This is a genomic window from Microcoleus sp. Z1_A1, assembly GCF_036700305.1.
Classification (GTDB): Bacteria; Cyanobacteriota; Cyanobacteriia; order Cyanobacteriales; family Microcoleaceae; genus Microcoleus.
On sequence record NZ_JAUBOR010000017.1, the window covers coordinates 95084 to 112623 of the forward strand.

9 protein-coding genes are annotated in these 17540 nt (G+C 48.7%); 5 read left to right on the forward strand and 4 right to left on the reverse strand.

Annotated features, from left to right (window positions below; translation table 11 throughout):
• The first annotated feature begins 73 nt into the window (after positions 1-73).
• The 4 genes from trxB (at position 74) to rpoD (ending at position 5748) form a co-directional block, all read left to right on the forward strand.
• Entirely contained in the window at positions 74-1444 is a 1371-nt protein-coding gene (gene trxB / locus QT973_RS13795) for a thioredoxin-disulfide reductase (RefSeq protein WP_333054800.1), read from the forward strand.
• Between the two features lie 404 nt (positions 1445-1848).
• Positions 1849-2733: an ABC transporter permease gene (locus QT973_RS13800; protein ID WP_333054802.1), complete on the forward strand. Its 885-nt coding sequence runs from the start codon at positions 1849-1851 to the stop codon at positions 2731-2733.
• Between the two features lie 997 nt (positions 2734-3730).
• Positions 3731-3895 carry a hypothetical protein gene (locus QT973_RS13805; protein WP_333054806.1) on the forward strand — a complete coding sequence of 55 codons (165 nt, stop codon included), beginning with the start codon at positions 3731-3733 and terminating at the stop codon, positions 3893-3895.
• Positions 3896-4581: 686 nt separating this feature from the next.
• On the forward strand, positions 4582-5748 hold the full coding sequence (rpoD, locus tag QT973_RS13810) for an RNA polymerase sigma factor RpoD (protein WP_333054809.1): 1167 nt from the start codon (positions 4582-4584) through the stop codon (positions 5746-5748).
• A gap of 211 nt (positions 5749-5959) precedes the next feature.
• Here rpoD and QT973_RS13815 read toward each other — a convergent pair whose 3' ends face one another.
• The 3 genes from QT973_RS13815 to QT973_RS13825 all read right to left on the reverse strand — a co-directional run bounded on the left by QT973_RS13815 (position 5960) and on the right by QT973_RS13825 (position 10430).
• Complete coding sequence (locus QT973_RS13815; RefSeq protein WP_333054810.1) at positions 5960-6112, reverse strand: chlorophyll A-B binding protein; 153 nt, start codon at positions 6110-6112, stop codon at positions 5960-5962.
• Between the two features lie 125 nt (positions 6113-6237).
• Positions 6238-7725, reverse strand: a complete 1488-nt coding sequence (locus tag QT973_RS13820; RefSeq protein ID WP_333054811.1) for an ATP-binding cassette domain-containing protein — start codon at positions 7723-7725, stop codon at positions 6238-6240.
• Positions 7726-7877: 152 nt separating this feature from the next.
• Entirely contained in the window at positions 7878-10430 is a 2553-nt protein-coding gene (locus QT973_RS13825) for a DNA topoisomerase (ATP-hydrolyzing) (RefSeq protein WP_333054812.1), read from the reverse strand.
• Positions 10431-12507: 2077 nt separating this feature from the next.
• Here QT973_RS13825 and QT973_RS13830 point away from each other — a divergent pair.
• The gene (locus QT973_RS13830; RefSeq protein ID WP_006632892.1) at positions 12508-12903 is read left to right on the forward strand and encodes a response regulator; all 396 of its coding nucleotides are present in this window, start codon (positions 12508-12510) and stop codon (positions 12901-12903) included.
• 310 nt (positions 12904-13213) lie between these two features.
• Here the strand turns inward: QT973_RS13830 and QT973_RS13835 are convergent, their stop codons facing one another.
• Complete coding sequence (locus QT973_RS13835) at positions 13214-17344, reverse strand: DNA-directed RNA polymerase subunit beta'' (protein WP_333391538.1); 4131 nt, start codon at positions 17342-17344, stop codon at positions 13214-13216.
• Positions 17345-17540: the final 196 nt, after the last annotated feature.

Sequence of the window (17540 nt, forward strand, 5' to 3'; positions counted from 1 at the left end):
GCATCCCACCAAACTCGATCGAACTCTGCTAGAATTAGTAAAACGAAGTCGTTATGAGTTTAATTAAATAGCTATGACCGACGAAACCGTAGAAAACCTAGTAATTATCGGCTCAGGCCCAGCAGGCTACACAGCAGCCATCTACGCGGGGAGGGCAAACCTGAAACCCGTAGTCTTTGAAGGCTACCAAATGGGAGGCATCCCCGGCGGTCAACTGATGACCACCACAGAAGTCGAAAACTTTCCCGGCTTTCCCGAAGGCATCACCGGGCCGCAACTGATGGATCGGATGAAAGCTCAAGCAGTGCGCTGGGGTGCCGAATTATACACAGAAGATGTAATTTCGGTGGATTTGACCAAGCGTCCGTTTACAGTGCGATCGGAAGACAGAGAAATCAAAACCCACACGATAGTAATCGCTACAGGCGCGACGGCGAAACGGCTGGGGCTACCTAGCGAACACGTATTTTGGAGTCACGGCATTTCGGCCTGTGCGATTTGCGACGGCGCTACCCCAATTTTTAAAGGAGTAGACTTAGCTGTCATCGGCGCGGGCGACACCGCAGCGGAAGAATCTATTTATTTGACAAAATACGGCTCTCATGTACATATGCTGGTGCGGCGCGATCGAATGCGCGCCAGCAAAGCCATGCAAGACCGAGTGCTGAGCAATCCCAAAATTACCGTGCACTGGAACACCGAAGCAGTGGATATCTTGGGAGAGCCAGGGGGCAAAATGGACGGGGTGAGAATTAGAAATATCGAGACCGGCGCCGAGAGCGATTTGCTGGTGAAAGGATTGTTTTACGCGATCGGTCACACTCCCAACACTCAACTGTTCCAAGGTCAGCTAGAACTCGACGAAGTAGGCTATATCGCCACCAAACACGGTTCGGTAGAAACCAGCGTCGAGGGAGTTTACGCCGTCGGCGACGTGCAAGACCACGAGTTTCGCCAAGCAATCACCGCAGCCGGCAGCGGCTGTATGGGTGCGATGCTGGCAGAACGTTGGCTGTCAGTTAACGGTTTAACGCAGGAATTCCATCAAACTGAGGAATCCGAGCAACCCCTAGCAGCGCCAGAAACTCCAAAAGTACGCAAAACCAGCGAGAACTTTGATATCCAAGAGACGCGCCACGAAGGAGGTTATGCTTTGCGGAAGTTGTTCCACGATAGCGATCGACTGATTGTGGTCAAATATGCCTCTCCGAGTTGTGGGCCTTGCCACAGCCTCAAGCCGATTTTGAGCAAAGTAGTAGATGAGTTCGATGGCAAAATCCACTACGTGGAAATTGACATCGAAGAAGATCCTGAAATTGCTGAAAATGCTGGCGTGATGGGTACGCCGACGATTCAGTATTTCAAAGACAAAGATTTGGTGGCTGAGCTCAAAGGAGTTAAGCCGAAAAGCCAGTACCGCGAGTTAATTGCCAGTAATTTGTAGGAATTCGATCGATTTTAGATTGGAGGTGTGCCAAGAGAGATTTTTCCTAAACTCAACTTGTGTCCCACCTGCCAAAAACCCGGTTTCTCCCCTGCGCGCCAGTCTCGTGCAGGGGAGAAACCGGGTTTTTTTAGCCCCATCGCGCGAAAAAACCCGGTTTGTCGCGAGTGTTTGGCGAATGAGAAAGAGGATTTTTGACCAGGAATTTCAAAGGTGGTACCCGCCACGTGATTTATCCGTGGAATCAATCCCAAATCGAAAATCGAAAATCCTCAAGAAAGAGCATTTATCCGTGGGGTCAATCGAAAATCTAAAATCTAAAATCTAAAATCGATTGACTGTTCCGGGTTTTTTCGCCTGAGTGCTACTAAAATCGAAAAGTCTTATATAGGTCGATCGTCATTATGGCTCAAAGCCGCCTCCGACTGCCGCGATTTCTCAACAGTGCCTCACCGTCAAGCCTGTCAATGAAAATGATGTGGGCAGGTTTGACAATAACTGCCGTGTTTATATTGGTAGCAACCTTGTCTCCAGCTATGCAAGCTTGGGGATGGCTGCAAAATCCTACCGAGGCTTTGAGTAACCCCATCCACGAACCGCCGTCGGCGAATTATTGGTTTGGTACTAGCCGCAGCGGCTACGATGTGTTTTCCCGCACGCTGTTTGCTTCTCGCGCGGCTTGGCAAGTGGTAATTTTAGCCACTGCTTTGAGTTTGTTTATCGGTGTGCCGCTGGGTTTGGTTAGCGGTTATTTGGGTGGCAAGCTCGATCGAGTGTTGTTATTTTTAATGGATACAATTTATACTTTGCCGGGGCTGCTACTTTCTCTGACGCTAGCATTTGTAGTGGGAAAAGGAGTTTTGAATGCTGCGATCGCCCTGAGCATTTCCTACATCCCTCAATACTACCGCGTCGTGAGGAATCACACCGTCAGCGTCAAAACCGAATTATTTGTCGAAGCCGCGCGAGCAATGGGTGCTGACACTTGGACAGTGCTTTCGCGCTACCTGTTTCTGAATGTGATTCAGAGCGTACCGGTGCTGTTTGCGCTCAACGCGGCCGATGCAATTTTAACATTAGGAGGTTTGGGATTTCTCGGATTAGGACTTCCCGAAGCAACTCCCGAATGGGGACACGACTTGCGTTTAGCTTTAGATGCGCTACCTACTGGTATTTGGTGGACAGCTTTGTTTCCCGGTTTGGCGATGACTTTAATGGTAGTGGGACTATCTTTGGTGGGGGAAGGATTAAACGAGTTTGTTAACCCTCGCCTGCGGAATCAGCAGTAATCTGTCTTGCGGTTAAATTAAGTTGGCAGTCAGGACTTTAGTGCTTATTCACAAATATAAAAAAACTGAAGTCCTGACTACAAACAGGCGCTATAAAGAGATGGTAATCTCGGCCCGATTAATTACTAAATCTTTATCTCAATCAGGTGAATTCTTTTTCGTAAACCTTCGTTCTGTTGTCAATACAGGCACGGAGCTGAAATTTTTATTGATAGCTTCCTCCCCTAAAGGTCAAGCCACATAATTTAAACCACACTAGAGGATAAAGCAAGGCTCTGTGCTTTCTGATGACACGCTGTAAATAATAACAAAATTTTGAGCATCGCACCAACGTCCTACCGTTCCATTTCTTTAAGCGCATCCTGCAGCTTATGCCTTCTCCAACAATAGCAAGCACATCGCTAACTGGGTAAATTTTCCTTCCCTGGCGGAGTTATCATCTGCAGGTAGTTGCATCAACGTCCGCTGGGGATTTTTTTCCGTCTGCTTGAAATTATCAAGACAATTCGGGAATCCTACCTAAAATTGATGGAAGGAGTTTATTGAATCTTCACACTGTCACAATGTATTTAAAGGAATCGTGAAGTTATACTTCCGGGAGATGTCGAATTGTATTGTTTGTGAGACAGTGCGATCGCGTAAGTGCGAACCGAAAGCCAAAAATTTTAGAGAAGTCCACAGCCGAGAGTTGCGCGGCGGGTTAACTCTCAGTAGAATTTATCCGGGTGGTTTTTGCCACGGACGCGACAAACTCGTGTCGAACTGCTTAAATAAGAATGTGACGTTAAGAACTTAATGTGATTTAACGTCAAAATTAAAGCCAATTTCTGAGATTTGAGCTAACTTAACAATGAAAGCCCCTGTTGCACTACTCAACCCGCAACGCTTCATAGGGGGTCAGAGTCGGTCTCTAATCCAGAGTGGCCGGCTTAAAACTAAAGCTACGAGCTTTATTCAATCGCAGATTGCGTATGATTCAATTCAGGGAAACAGGGTAATGATGGGTGTATCTACACGGATGGTATTGGTTCCAATTTGGGCAACTCAAAAATTGTCTGCTAACTGTCTGGCCAACTACGCCGCAGCCGTTCACCCAGATATACGCAGAAAACAGCGCCGTTCGATCGTGCCAAAGTTTTTGCGGGCCGTTCTCAGGATTTAGCAGAGCTGGACATGAGTTAGTATTGTCAAGCTAAGCTGACAGAGTTTTCCTAGTTCTTGACAAACAATGGAAAACAACTTCCATTTTTTGTGAGAAAGGCTACAATCGGGAAGGTCTTGGCAAGATCCGATTCTCCCCTTTTGGTGCTTCAACCCTCTGCTGTTGCATTTGAGGCAGCAGACCGACATCCAAGGTGGCGAAAATTTGCCGTGCAACTGTCATGTCTGACAACCAGAGTGAAAGCAAGGCGAATCAAAAGTTCGATACCTCAAATACAAAAGTTAGAGGGTTCCGTGCGGGAAAACTTGTACGGGTAAAAGCTCGAAGTACCGAGTAAAAAAGCCAGTATTTTTGGAAGTGCGATCGATCGCACTTCATGGTTTGCTTCTGTGGGCAAGGTATCGCAGGTGATGTGGTAACTCGTTCCGAAAGAAAAAGCCGCTAGCTCAATTCAAGGTCGCGATGTTAAAATTTGCGATCGATTGAATGCGCTGCCTGCTTCAAACCAGAACTCGAACCGTGACTCATAAAACAGGTGCAGTTTCGGTAACAGATTCAGCTAGCAAACCGAAAATCCCACTATTTTTTCCTGCGGGAATGTCAATACTGGCTAACTTGTCTAAACTACAAACAGACACTATTCCACTGTTATTTATTCTTTAATTCAGGAGCATGAGGAAGACGGCATGATCCAGGCTAACACCGTACTCGCAACCACAATTACACCGGAAATGGAAACACTCGAGTTGCTTCGGGGCGCCGAAAGCGTTCTACCTGAGAGCGAGTTGGAACTCTTTATCGACGAAGAAGACGATCGAGAAGAATTCTTAGACTCTCAATCTGAGGACGACACTAAAGCTGGCAAAGGCGCCAAAGCCCGCCGTCGGGCACAGGCAAAGAAAAAGCATTATACTGAAGACTCTATTCGTCTTTACCTGCAAGAAATCGGTCGGATTCGACTGCTGCGAGCTGACGAAGAGATTGAACTAGCGCGCAAGATTGCAGATTTGCTGGAATTAGAGCGAGTTCGAGAACAACTGCTCGAAGAGTATAACCGCGAACCCAAAGACAGCGAATGGGCGAATGCTGTAGATATGGCACTTCCTGCATTCCGTCACCGACTTCACGTCGGCCGTCGGGCCAAGGAAAAAATGGTGCAATCAAACCTGCGTTTGGTGGTGTCGATCGCCAAAAAATACATGAATCGCGGTTTGTCTTTCCAAGATTTGATTCAGGAAGGCTCTTTGGGTCTGATCCGGGCCGCTGAAAAATTCGATCACGAAAAAGGCTACAAGTTTTCTACCTACGCAACTTGGTGGATACGTCAGGCTATCACCCGAGCAATTGCCGACCAATCGCGCACTATCCGCCTACCTGTTCACCTTTACGAAACCATTTCGCGGATCAAGAAAACTACTAAACTCCTGTCTCAGGAAATGGGTCGCAAGCCTACGGAAGAAGAAATTGCTACCCGCATGGAAATGACGATCGAGAAGTTGCGGTTCATTGCTAAGTCCGCACAATTGCCAATCTCTCTAGAAACTCCGATCGGCAAAGAGGAAGACTCACGTCTGGGAGACTTTATTGAATCTGACGGGGAAACACCAGAAGATCAAGTCTCCAAAAACCTGCTCAGGGAAGACTTGGAAAGCGTTTTGGATACTCTCAGCCCCCGCGAACGGGATGTACTGCGGCTGCGTTACGGCTTAGATGACGGACGGATGAAGACCTTGGAGGAAATTGGTCAAATCTTTAACGTCACCCGCGAGCGGATTCGCCAAATCGAGGCTAAAGCTTTGCGGAAGTTGCGCCATCCCAACCGGAACAGCATCTTGAAAGAATATATCCGCTAGAGTAATTTGCTAGCATCACCCGAAAGAGTGATTATCACTCTTTTGGGGGGGGGAACCCCCCGACCCGGTTTGAGCTATAGCTGTTAAATTTTGTGCTGCTAACTGCCGGGAGCAATTGCCTATTTGTGGCCCAAATCGCGCTGTCAAAATTTTGGGAGTCCGTAACGGAACTCCCAAGCTTTGCATTGTCAAAAAAGTCTTAACTAGAAAATTACATCACGCCCCAAAAGTGAAGCAGACCTTGACCGGAAACCAATTCGATGATGACAGCGACAGAGAAACCAATCATCGCCAAACGACCGTTCCAATTTTCGGCGCCTTCGGTGAAGCCCCAGTTCCAAGCATTGCGTTTTTGTTCTTGCATAGTGCGAACTCCCTTCGTTAACTTTTGTAAGGCTTATGTAAATAAATATAACATTCCTTGATAAAAATGCAAGCTTGTGATTGGTGATATCGGTCACAACGGTCGATCGACCTTGAGGATTTTGCCTAACTAGGAAAAATAGCCAACTCGGTATCAGGGTCGAACAAGTGAATCTTGTCATGGGCGATAGCCAACCAAAGCTCTTCGCCAACTCGGATCGATCGCTCAGGAGGAACCCGCACTTGCATCCTCACCGCCGGAGCATCCGTCAAACAAACCCCCAAATAAGTTTCGTGTCCCAAAGCCTCTACAATTTCCACTTGTACCGAAAGATTTTTGGTAGCCGGAGGGTTAATGCTCAGATGTTCCGGCCGAATGCCCAAAATCAGCCTTCGCCCGTCATATTGTTGTAGACTTTTTGCCCAAATATCGGGTAAAGTAAAGCGAAATTGCGGGTGAGAAATCAACAGCGGAGCACTAAATTCCACAGACAAAAAATTCATCGGCGGAGAACCGATAAACTCAGCCACAAACAGATTAGCCGGCTTGTTGTAAAGCTCTAGAGGTTGAGCTACTTGCTGAATCTGGCCGACCTTCATAATAGCAATGCGATCGCCCATAGTCATCGCCTCAGTTTGGTCGTGAGTTACATAAATAGTTGTAGTTCCCAACTGTCGCTGCAACTGCACAATTTGCGATCTCGTTTGGGCCCTCAATTTTGCATCCAGATTCGATAGCGGTTCGTCCATCAAAAAAACTTCAGGATTCCTAGCCATCGCCCTACCCAAAGCTACCCGCTGCTTTTGCCCTCCCGAAAGTTGTTTCGGCAAGCGATTTAAAAGAGATTCTATTTGCAATAATTCAGCTACCTCCCGCACTCGTTTCCCTACAGCCTTTTCCCGTTCCGACAAATAGCGCAAACCTGGAGGCAACTTGCGAGTAGCTCCTACCAAAAAATCCTCCCATAAAGCATATATTCGCTCGTTGTTTAAAGTATTAGAAGCTAAATAATTAATAAGCTCTTTTACCTGATTCCTGATTTTTTCTGCCTTCTCCCTGCTTCCTTTTTCTTTTTCTGTCTCTTCTCCCTTCTCTCTGCTCCCTTCTAGCTGCTTCCTTCTAGCTGCTCCCTTTTCCCTTGTTCCTTGTTCCTTGTTCCTTCTATCAGTTACATCCGTTACATCCGTTACAGAATCCGTTGCCGAACTTCCTTCTTCCTTCTCCCTTTCCGAGCGGCGCAATCCAAAGGCGAGATTATCGTAAACTGTTAAGTGAGGATAGAGAGCATAATTTTGAAATACCATAGCGATATCTCGGTCTTTAGGAGGCAAATCGTTAAGGAGTCGATCGCCAACCCAAATATTGCCGGCCGTCAAAACTTCCAAACCGGCGATCGATCGCAGCAAAGTGCTTTTTCCGCAGCCAGAAGGGCCCACCAGCACCATGAACTCCCCGTCTTCGACCGTCAGGTTAATGCGCCGCAAAACGCTGTTAGACGCAGGGCGCTCGGCTAGATGCGAGACACTTTCTGCGACGGTGTTTGCTTCTTTTTCCTGTTCTCCTTGGCGGAGAGGAAAGCTTTTGTAGATATTTTCTAATACAACTTGCGCCATTAAACAATTTTAGATTTTAGATTTTAGATTTTAGATTGGGGAATTGGAGGCAGAGCCTCCGAGTATGTATTCCCAGGCATAGCCTGGGAACAAGGCTTAAGAAGTCCTGCAAGAAGAATAATTCCCCATTACCAATGACCCATGACTAATGACTACTGACTGCTGATAACTTTGATAATTTTTTCACCTGGATTCAGGTCAAAAACTCGATCGCCCGCAGCATCTTTCCCCCAAAAAGCTATAGCATCAATAGTCGATCGCAGCAGGCGGCCAGAATTAGTAAAAAGTTTGACATCCGTACCCGGAACAGCCTGCAGCAAGCCAACTAAAGCATCTTTAGGCTCTGAGAAGCGAAAAGCTTGAGTGCCAATTTCGCCCCGGTTAGTAAGTCTGACAGAACCTGCCGGCATTCGTTTTGCCCAACCCAACTCGGAAAATAGCACCAGACTGTCGTTCGGGTCGAGAGTGATGCAGCCCACCAACTGTTCCTGCTTCCGCAACCTGGTTACTTGAGAACCCTGGGCCGCGCGGCCCATTGGCGGCAGTTGTTCATCATCAATCTCAAACCGGAGGACTCGGCCTCCTGAAGTTGCGATCGCCACTTGCTCGCCGACTTTAGCCAGACTCGCACAGCGCAGCCGATCGTCCTCCTTGAGTTTAACAACAGTAACGCCACGATTAGTCAAATCAGCAAATTCCTGCATCGCCAAGCGCTTAATTTTTCCTTGCTGAGTCAGAGTTACTAAATCCGCCGCCTCCGAATTTTCCGGCAAAATAAAGTGTGCAACTGTGATTTCCGACAAAGCGCGATCGGCACTGTCTTTAGTAGCACTCGGCGACAACAAACTAACGATCGGCCTTCCCCGGTCTTTGGCGCTACTACTAGGAATATCCGCCACTTTCAGCGGGTAAGCTTTGCCGTTAGGAGTTAAGACGACCAAAGTGCGATCGGTTTTCGTCAGATTTGCCGTCACAATAAAATCTTCATTTTTTTCTAAAGCTGAAACCGATTTTTCGCGACTTTTCGAGCGTGGCTTTTCCCCAGCAGGCAAGCGTCGCACGTACTGCTTGTGCGAAAATTCAACAATAGTTTCCTCTGGCTCTAGAACGGGCAATAAGTTCGGCTGAATCGTTGCCGGCGACAACTGCTTCACCCCAGAATTTTTCTTACCAGCAAATTGTGATTCGGCGTTTGCTGCGCGTGCAGTTCCATTGGCGAATTTAGTGCGGCGGGGGTCAGCGTACTTGCGTTTGAGCGATCGAAATTCCTTCTTTAAAGCCTTCAAAAGCTCGCGCCTGTCGCTCAACAACCGCTGCAATTCTTGAATATTAGCCATCAACTCATCAAACTCAGACTGCAAATTTTGCCTTTCCAAACCAGTCAGCCTACGCATCGGCATCGCCAAAATCGCATCAGCTTGACTTTCGCTCAAATTTAGGCGAACTTGGAAAGTTTGCTTAGCAGTAGAGCCGTCAGGAGAATTTCTGAGAATGTCGATCGCTGTATCGAGATTTGTCAAAGCCAACATTAAGCCTTCGACAATGTGACACCGGCGTTCCGCAGCCTGCAACTCGTAATTGTAGCGGCGGGTAAGAGTCACTTCCCGGAAATCCAGAAATTCCTGCAACAATTGTCTCAGCGTCAACTGTCGCGGTTGACCGTTGACAATTGCCAGCAAAATCGCCCCAAAATTTGTTTGCAGGTCAGTTTGTTGGTAAAGGCGAGCGAGAACCGCTTCTGGAGTAAATTCCCGCTTGAGTTCAATCACCACTCGAATCCCTTCGCGATCGCTCTCGTCACGCAAATCAGAAATACCGTCGAGGCGGCCAGCATTAACCAACTCCGCCACCTTTTCAATCCAAGCCGCCTTATTTACCTGAAACGGAAACTCCGTCACCACGATCGCCGTTTTAGTACGCACCTTGCGATTACCAGGCACCTCTTCCACTCCGGCCACACCCCTGACCGCAATGCTGCCTCGACCCTTAGTGTAGGCGTCAACAATGCCCTCTGTAGCGACGATTTCCCCCCCGGTTGGAAAATCCGGGCCTGGAATCAGTTCTATCAACTTCTCATCGGATAGTTCCGGGTTTTCAATCAAAGCAATTAAACCGTCTACCACCTCCCCCAAATTGTGCGGCGGGATATTAGTTGCCATCCCCACAGCAATGCCCGTACAGCCGTTGAGTAACAGAAACGGCAACTGAGCAGGCAGCGCCGTCGGTTCCTGCTGGGAATTGTCAAAATTACCAGTAAAATCAACAGTTGCATCGCCGACTTGGGTTAGCATAGCTTCGTGGGCGATCGGTGCCAGCCTCGTTTCCGTATACCGCATAGCAGCCGCCGGATCATTGTCCACCGAACCGAAATTGCCGTGACCCGCCAGTAAAGGATAGCGGCTCGAAAACTCCTGAACCATGCGTACCAGAGCGTCGTAAACCGATTGGTCGCCGTGGGGGTGATATTTTCCCAAAACATCTCCAACTACCCGGGCACACTTACGGTAAGGTCGGTCTGGCGTCAGACCGAGTTCGTGCATCGCATATAAAATTCGACGGTGAACTGGTTTTAAACCGTCGCGGACATCAGGCAAAGCTCGCCCGACGATCACACTCATGGCATATTCGAGGTACGATTGCTGCATCTCGGCGTGCAGAGGCGTAGAAATTACTTGCCCGGAAAGTAGGTTGAGTTGTTTAGCCATGAGTCCTTGTGTCCGTTAATTCCTGAGTGAAAACAGCCTCTGTCAATAATGCCGAGGTTTCCTGTCTCGATTGAAAAGCCTTTGCCCCAGACGAACCGAAAGTTCGACCAAAGCGGCCAGTTGAAGAATAAAAATAAACTTAACTTGTGAAAGCAGAATCAGAGTCCCGAAGACGGGCAACACTTGCCTCTTACTCTCCACTCTTACCCTAACCTCTATGTTGCCTTCATTTGCGCCTACCTGTCTATTTACCTTCTGCCGTGAGAAGGTTGATTCACAGGAGTACACGGAAGGCCATAAACTCAGAACCTAGTGAGGCTTTAGCTCTTCCTAGGAAAGCGTCAATCGATTGCGCGATTTTAGATTTTAGATTAAAGAATTGAAGCATTGACTTGCGCGAGATAAATTCGGGGGCTCCTTGATCGGATACAGGTTTTTTATTTCTGGACGGATGAATCACGTGGCGGGTATCCTCGATGCTTTCGGTCACGAGGGACTTGAGTCCCCGTCAATCTATGATAGAATTTAATTGCAATTAGGAATAACCATCTACACGAAGAAATATTCTCTTCAGGAGAAACCCCAGATTGAGCTCGTCTCGGTACAGCCGTAGCGTGGATCAAGCAGCAATGGTAGACGATCGAGCTTACCTACCGTATTTTGGAAGCGTGATGGACTCCGAAAGTATTAAAAAAGAAAAGTAAGCAGAATTGGAATATCTCTGGGACTGGTACTTGTTCCGATCGTGTAGAGGCGACTGGACTGTCAGTAACCCCGGTCTAAAGACACGGGGCTTGCAAGAGAAATCTGGCAAGCCGTACTGACCAGACTAAGGCTTAATTGCCTACGTTTTGAGAGTCACGACACCCTGTGGATGCGTAGCTAGTCCCCTGCTCTGTCCGAAGCAATTAAACAGTTCTAAGGTAACAGGAACAGTGTTGCAGGTCTAACAAGCTCTCGAAACATTGTCGAAGCTAACATTACCCCATTCATGGGAGGTACAACCCGTGCAAAATACTATGCGTACAGGATTGGAAGATTGGAAGCGGTAATTGTCCCGTTGAAAGTGCAATACAAAAGTACACTCCCGTTAACCAATCCCAAGGCGGTAGTAAATCAAAAATATAAAGCCGTGCTAGAAGCACGGGGTTTCTACCCATTTTTTCTGATGAGTGAACTCCCATTTTTGGGCTTATTCAACCATAGAGCGTGGTCGTGACTCGCTGAGAGTGTCAAAAATGCCATATTAATATAATTCATCAGTCAAAAGCTCTCCTGGCGCTATCTCCTAGTCTGACATCCACTAGATGAACGGAAGCGTCGATATTTTCAGCCGTTTTGAGGGGTTAAAACTGAGAATTAAAAATCTCCAACAATCCCCGCTAGATTCGCTACTTTGAATGCGGTGGCGACGGGAGTATGTGAATAAACATGGCTTGATTCTAATCAGGAAGAAGGAAAATAATTATCACACATTCCCGAATCTAATACCAGTTCAAAAAATAGTGAAACTGTATATCCGTGATCCAAACTGATATCCAGTCAATCAGTTCCCATCTAAAATCTAAAATCTAAAATCTAAAATCTAAAATCTAAAATCTAAAATCTAAAATCTAAAATCTAAAATCTAAAATGGTAGAAGCTGGAGGCTTGACCGAAAGAGAGGGTACTATAAGTGCAGGACTCACGGGTAGTCACAAACCGGGTTTTTTCATAGCAATAGTTCGTTATAGCCCGCCAAAACTAGCAAAAACCTGGTTGCGAGGCGTCGTCCATGCGTCCAGGATTGTACTAGAAACCTGCTACCTGAGAATCTTGAGACTGTCACCAGTAGCAGGTCTAGTTATAAAAAAGAACTAAACTGTCTGTGTATAGTAGTCTAAATGATGGTACTGGATGCTTCTAGGCATCTGTAAACCCTCTGACAGCTAGTGGCTCAAGGATATACATACGGGTTTTGCAGGGTTCCCGGCTGATGGCGCTAAAAACTCTGCATTTTTGACGGGGAATGTAGTCCCCGTGTCGTGTTCCTCTTTGGACTAAAGTCACAAAGTTTCTATACTTCCCATATTTATTTATGAAAACCGTTCTGATTGTAGAGGACGATTTGGTTAATGCTCGGGTTTTTTCCAAAATTCTGACTAAGCGGGGGGGCTTAGCCGTGAAACACACGGAAAATGTTGAAGAGGTGATGCAGATTGCTGCCAACGGCGAAGCTGATTTGATTTTAATGGATGTGTCTCTTTCCCGCAGCGTGTACCAGGGCAAATCTGTTGACGGCATTAAGATTACTCAACTGCTCAAAGCTGACCCGCAAACAGCCTCGCTGCCGATTATTTTGGTGACTGCTCACGCGATGGCTGGTGATAAAGAAACATTTCTAGATCAAAGCGGTGCCGACGGTTACATCTCTAAGCCTGTGGTAGACCATCAAGAGTTTGTGAATCAAATCAAGGCTTTGCTACCTGATTGAGTGAACCATACATGAAAAAGGAATAAGAAGGAAAAAGGAAAAAGGAAGAAGGAAGAAAGAATTGTTTGTTTAAACCAACAAACAATTAAAACTCTCTTATTTACAAAGTTTGTTTAAACTCTGAATCTTTCTTCTTCCTTCTTCCTTTGGATGTCTCATCGCACAATGCTATGAGTTCGGACTGTTAATTAGTGAGGATAATTTGAGATTTTTCAAGTCATGAAATCGAAGTGTGCGGCGCCCGTGGAACCAAATTATCCTCAGCGATCGCAACACCATTCACTCACTTCATGCAGCCTCAAAACTGCGATTAATCCTCATCCTCATCAAAATCAAAACCAATATCATCCTCATCATCAACATCCGAGCCCAAAGCATCATCCTCAGTCTCAGCGACAAAATCGTCCTCATCAACCTCAACTTCCTCAAAATCCTCATCAGGCTCAAGATCGGACGGACGCCCAATCTCATAACCGCTCTCGATCGTATAAGCACGACGCGCAGTGCGATCGTCAAGCACCACATCCTCCTGCAAATCGTGGATATCGTCATCAAAAACAGCACCATCAAAACCCGCATCCTGCACCCCAGCATCCTCATAGGCATTGAACCCAGTACCCGCAGGAATCAGGCGGCCGATAATCACATTTTCCTTCAGGCCCCGCAGCCAGTCGGATTTACCCTCGATCGCAGCCTCAGTCAACACCCGCGTAGTCTCCTGGAACGAAGCAGCGGAAATAAAGCTATCAGTATTCAGCGAAGCCTTAGTAATCCCCAGCAACACCGGAGTATAATCCGCCGGTGCTCCACCAGTAATTGACATCGCCTCATTCACCTGCTCAACCTGCCGCAACTCCACCAACTCGCCGGGGAGCATGGTAGTATCGCCACCATCCTCCATCCTGACTTTGTTGGTCATCTGGCGGACGATTACCTCGATGTGCTTGTCGGAAATATCCACGCCCTGAGACTGATAAACCGACTGCACCTCATTCACCAAAAACGTCTGCACCTGTTGGAAACTCTCCAAAGCCGCCTCAAAAGTAGACTGCCGCTCCTTAAGCACGTGGAAGAACACCTCCAGAATTTCGTGGGGGTTAGCAGGCCCATCGGTCAAAGCTTCGGCGACGCCTACGCGCTGTCCGTCGGAAACGATCGGGTTTTGACCGGGCAACAAAGGATACTCCTCAATCCGGCCATCATCCTCAATCACCGCAAGTTCCACAACGTCGTCATCCGTAACCACGCGAGCCGTCCCCGGCCGCTTGGCTAAAATACAGGCTTCCTTGGGCTTCCGTCCTTCCAGAAGTTCCTCAATCCGTGGCAAACCTTGGATGATATCCCCAGTCTTTGCCCGCTCAAACACCAGAATCACCAAGTTGTCACCCCGCTGCACCAAGTCGCCGTCGTCTACGTGCAGCACGGCACCGGCGGAAACTCGGTAAGGACGAGCTATTCTGAGCAAGAGTTTGGCCGGTTCTGTCTCTGAGGCAGGGACAACCTTCACAACTTGGCCGGATTCTTCGAGAACGACGCCTGGAGCTATTTCGGTACCAGCTACCAGCAGTTGACCCGGACTTACATCCGGCGTGCTGGCGACAGAGATGGAAATAGAATCCGCATCTCGCATCACCAACAGTCGGCGCACTGGTTCGCCCTGGCCCTCACGGATGCCCCGCACGATACCCGCTTCTTTGCAGAGAATCTCTGTGCGGGCGACTACTGCCCCGGGCGCGATCGACTGCCCATCCTCCACCAACAGCCGCGTGTGAGTGCTGCCCTGAGTCGGATCAGCAGACACATCCCGCCGAATCACTAGCGATTCCAAAATGACTAGCTGCAAGCGGAAAGTCTTGGAAACTCGATCGCCCCCATCGGCCAGGGGCATCGCCAACTCTTGCGACGCACTAACGTCTTCAGGCGAACCCCAAGCCGGGCCCGAACCGTCGGCTCCAAAAGCCATAGCATCGTCCTCATCCGGCAGCAGCTCGATATCCGCGGCCAGTTGCGGAGCTCCCGAACCAATTTCCAAAATAAGCTGAGTCCGCAGCAGTTCCAATCCCTCGACAGATTTGACGCGCTCCCCATCCTTATAAGGGAGTCGCTGCACTGCTTTCAAAGAGATCGACTCATTCAGCGCCGTCTGAGAAGGCACTGGTGGCTTATCCGGCACCGGGAACTCCACCACCGGCCGCAGCAGCAAAGCGGGGCCTTCGGGAGTTTCGATATACTCCGCATAGCCCAACTCTTCGGCAATCAAGCCTGGGGAAATCTCTTGACCGGCATTGACGATTTGACCTTCCCCGAAAGTTAGCGGCGGGCGGTCAACTACATGGAGTGTGCCCGGCTTGATCACAATTTCCCGGAGGATGTCATTTTTCTGAGTGATTTCCACTGCCCCGCTGGTTTGGCAGAAAATATCCTTAACGACTTCTGTACCGGCCTCTACGTACTGGCCATCTTCCACCAGCAGTAGAGAAATATCCTTATTGACCTCGTGGCACTCTTCCGGTATCCAGAGCAGAGTCCCCCCCTTCACGACTTCGTAGCCAAGTTTAGCTTTGCCGCGCTTGTGGACTTCGACTCCGCCGTACTTGACGATGCCTCCTGTAGCTGTGCGGTAGCTGTCGTCGAGCAGTTCGGCGACGACTTCTCCGTTGATGACTTTGCTTCCTGGGGCTGTCTTGAGGGAAAACCGCTGTTTGGAAGATGTTTCGATCGTGTAGTGGTCGCGGCCGCCTGCACTTTCGGCCCGCACGACTGCTTGGTCGAGCAGGACTTGGGCGGTGATAATTTCGATTTCTCTGGGGTCAGCGATGCGGACTACGCCACCGTGTTCGGAGACGAGTTTAGTTTCGGCAATCACGCTTTCTGCTGGAATGCGATCGCCATTTTTCACTGCTGGTTCGGCGCCGGGGGGTAAGTTGTAGACTTCTCCTGAGAGAATCCAAATCAGCCCGCCTTTGCTGGCTGTGCGGGTTGTGTTCCCTTGGCGGTCGGTTTTTTCTTCTGGCACCAAATCAGCAAATTTGGCTTCTCCGGCTAAGTCGGAAGCTACGTCTGTAGTCACTTTTTCCGTAGTTTTGCGGGCGGCGCGACCGACGATCGGCACTTCTGCCAAAACTTGACCGGGAATGGCGCGCTGTCCGTCTTTGACCATCAGAGTAGAACCCTGGACGATCGCCAATTCGATTTTCAGTTTTTGATTTTTGGCACCGGATTTTCCTTCTTCAAATCCGTCGCCTTCAAATACGAGTTTGCCGTTGTTTTCGGCTACCAGTGCTTCTTCGCCGTGTCTGGTGCGGAAGGAGCGAGTACGCAGGTTCTTGAATTTCACTACGCCGGGGAAGGGGGCGCGTTCTTGTTTGGCGACTTCTCCGGTGAATACGCCGCCGGTGTGGAAGGTACGCATGGTGAGCTGGGTTCCCGGTTCGCCGATCGACTGAGCTGCAATAATCCCGATCGCTTCTCCCATGTCCACCATTTTCAAGTGGGCCAGACTCCAGCCGTAGCAGTGCTGACAAACCGATCGAGTCGATTCACAAGTCAGGGGCGATCGTAAATACACTTCTGCCACCCCAGCTTTACCAATTTCCGTTGCCAACTCATCGGTAATTGGCTGATTTCGGACGGCTTTTTCGCTGCCGTAAGTCACGATTTCCCCCGTTTTGGGGTGCACCGCATCCCTCGCCAACACGCGCCCTAGCAGCCTGTCCTTGAGGGGAATCAGCACTGTTGCTCCGTCCGTCATCGGCCGGACTCGAATTCCCCGCTGGGTGCCGCAGTCTACTTCGCGCACAATTACATCCTGGGACACATCCACCAAACGGCGAGTAAGATAGCCAGAGTCTGCTGTCCGCAAGGCTGTATCTACCAAGCCTTTGCGCGCGCCGTAGGAAGAAATAATGTATTCGGTGACGGTGAGTCCTTCGCGGAAGTTGGTTTTAATTGGCAAGTCAATAATTTCCCCCTGCGGGTCTGCCATCAATCCGCGCATTCCGACTAGCTGCCGCACTTGAGAAATGTTTCCCCGCGCCCCGGAGAAGGCCATCATGTAGACGGAGTTTAGGGGGTCTGTGGCTCGGAAGTTTTTGACTACTTCGTCTTTGAGGTCTTCTGAGGTGCTGTTCCAGGTGTCGATTACTTTTTGGAACCGTTCTACTTCGGTGATTTCGCCTCTGGTGTATTTTTGTTCGGTGATGCGGATTTCTTCTTCGGCTGCATCTAGGAGCGATCGTTTCGACGGTGGCACCTGCAAGTCATCTACGCTAATCGAAACTCCGGCCCGTGTCGCAAAGCGGAAACCCAAGTCTTTGAGTTTATCTGCCATTTGCGCTGTACGGGCCGTTCCGTAGTGCATGAAAGACCAAGAGATTAATTTTTTGAGCTGACCTTTGTCAACAACTCGATTGCGAAAAACAATTTCCTTATTTTCTGTCATTTTTCTGAGTAGTAGTAGTAGTAGTAGTAATTGGTAATTGGAATATTGACGCAGGAGGCTCTCTTGCTGCGAGGCAGAGGGCAGTAGTAAGTAGGTTGGGTTGAGGAACGAAACCCGACATTTCACCCACCCAACATTTCACCCACCCAACATTTCACCCACCCAACATTAACCCAACCGTATTGATTAGTAATTA

Excerpts from the sequence above, each read along its gene's own strand:
- trxB (WP_333054800.1), top strand. The coding sequence starts at position 74 with ATGACCGACGAAACCGTAGAAAACCTAGTAATTATCGGCTCAGGCCCA.
- QT973_RS13800 (WP_333054802.1), top strand. The coding sequence starts at position 1,849 with ATGGCTCAAAGCCGCCTCCGACTGCCGCGATTTCTCAACAGTGCCTCA.
- QT973_RS13805 (WP_333054806.1), top strand. The coding sequence starts at position 3,731 with ATGATGGGTGTATCTACACGGATGGTATTGGTTCCAATTTGGGCAACT.
- rpoD (WP_333054809.1), top strand. The coding sequence starts at position 4,582 with ATGATCCAGGCTAACACCGTACTCGCAACCACAATTACACCGGAAATG.
- QT973_RS13815 (WP_333054810.1), bottom strand. The coding sequence starts at position 6,112 with ATGCAAGAACAAAAACGCAATGCTTGGAACTGGGGCTTCACCGAAGGC.
- QT973_RS13820 (WP_333054811.1), bottom strand. The coding sequence starts at position 7,725 with ATGGCGCAAGTTGTATTAGAAAATATCTACAAAAGCTTTCCTCTCCGC.
- QT973_RS13825 (WP_333054812.1), bottom strand. The coding sequence starts at position 10,430 with ATGGCTAAACAACTCAACCTACTTTCCGGGCAAGTAATTTCTACGCCT.
- QT973_RS13830 (WP_006632892.1), top strand. The coding sequence starts at position 12,508 with ATGAAAACCGTTCTGATTGTAGAGGACGATTTGGTTAATGCTCGGGTT.
- QT973_RS13835 (WP_333391538.1), bottom strand. The coding sequence starts at position 17,344 with ATGACAGAAAATAAGGAAATTGTTTTTCGCAATCGAGTTGTTGACAAA.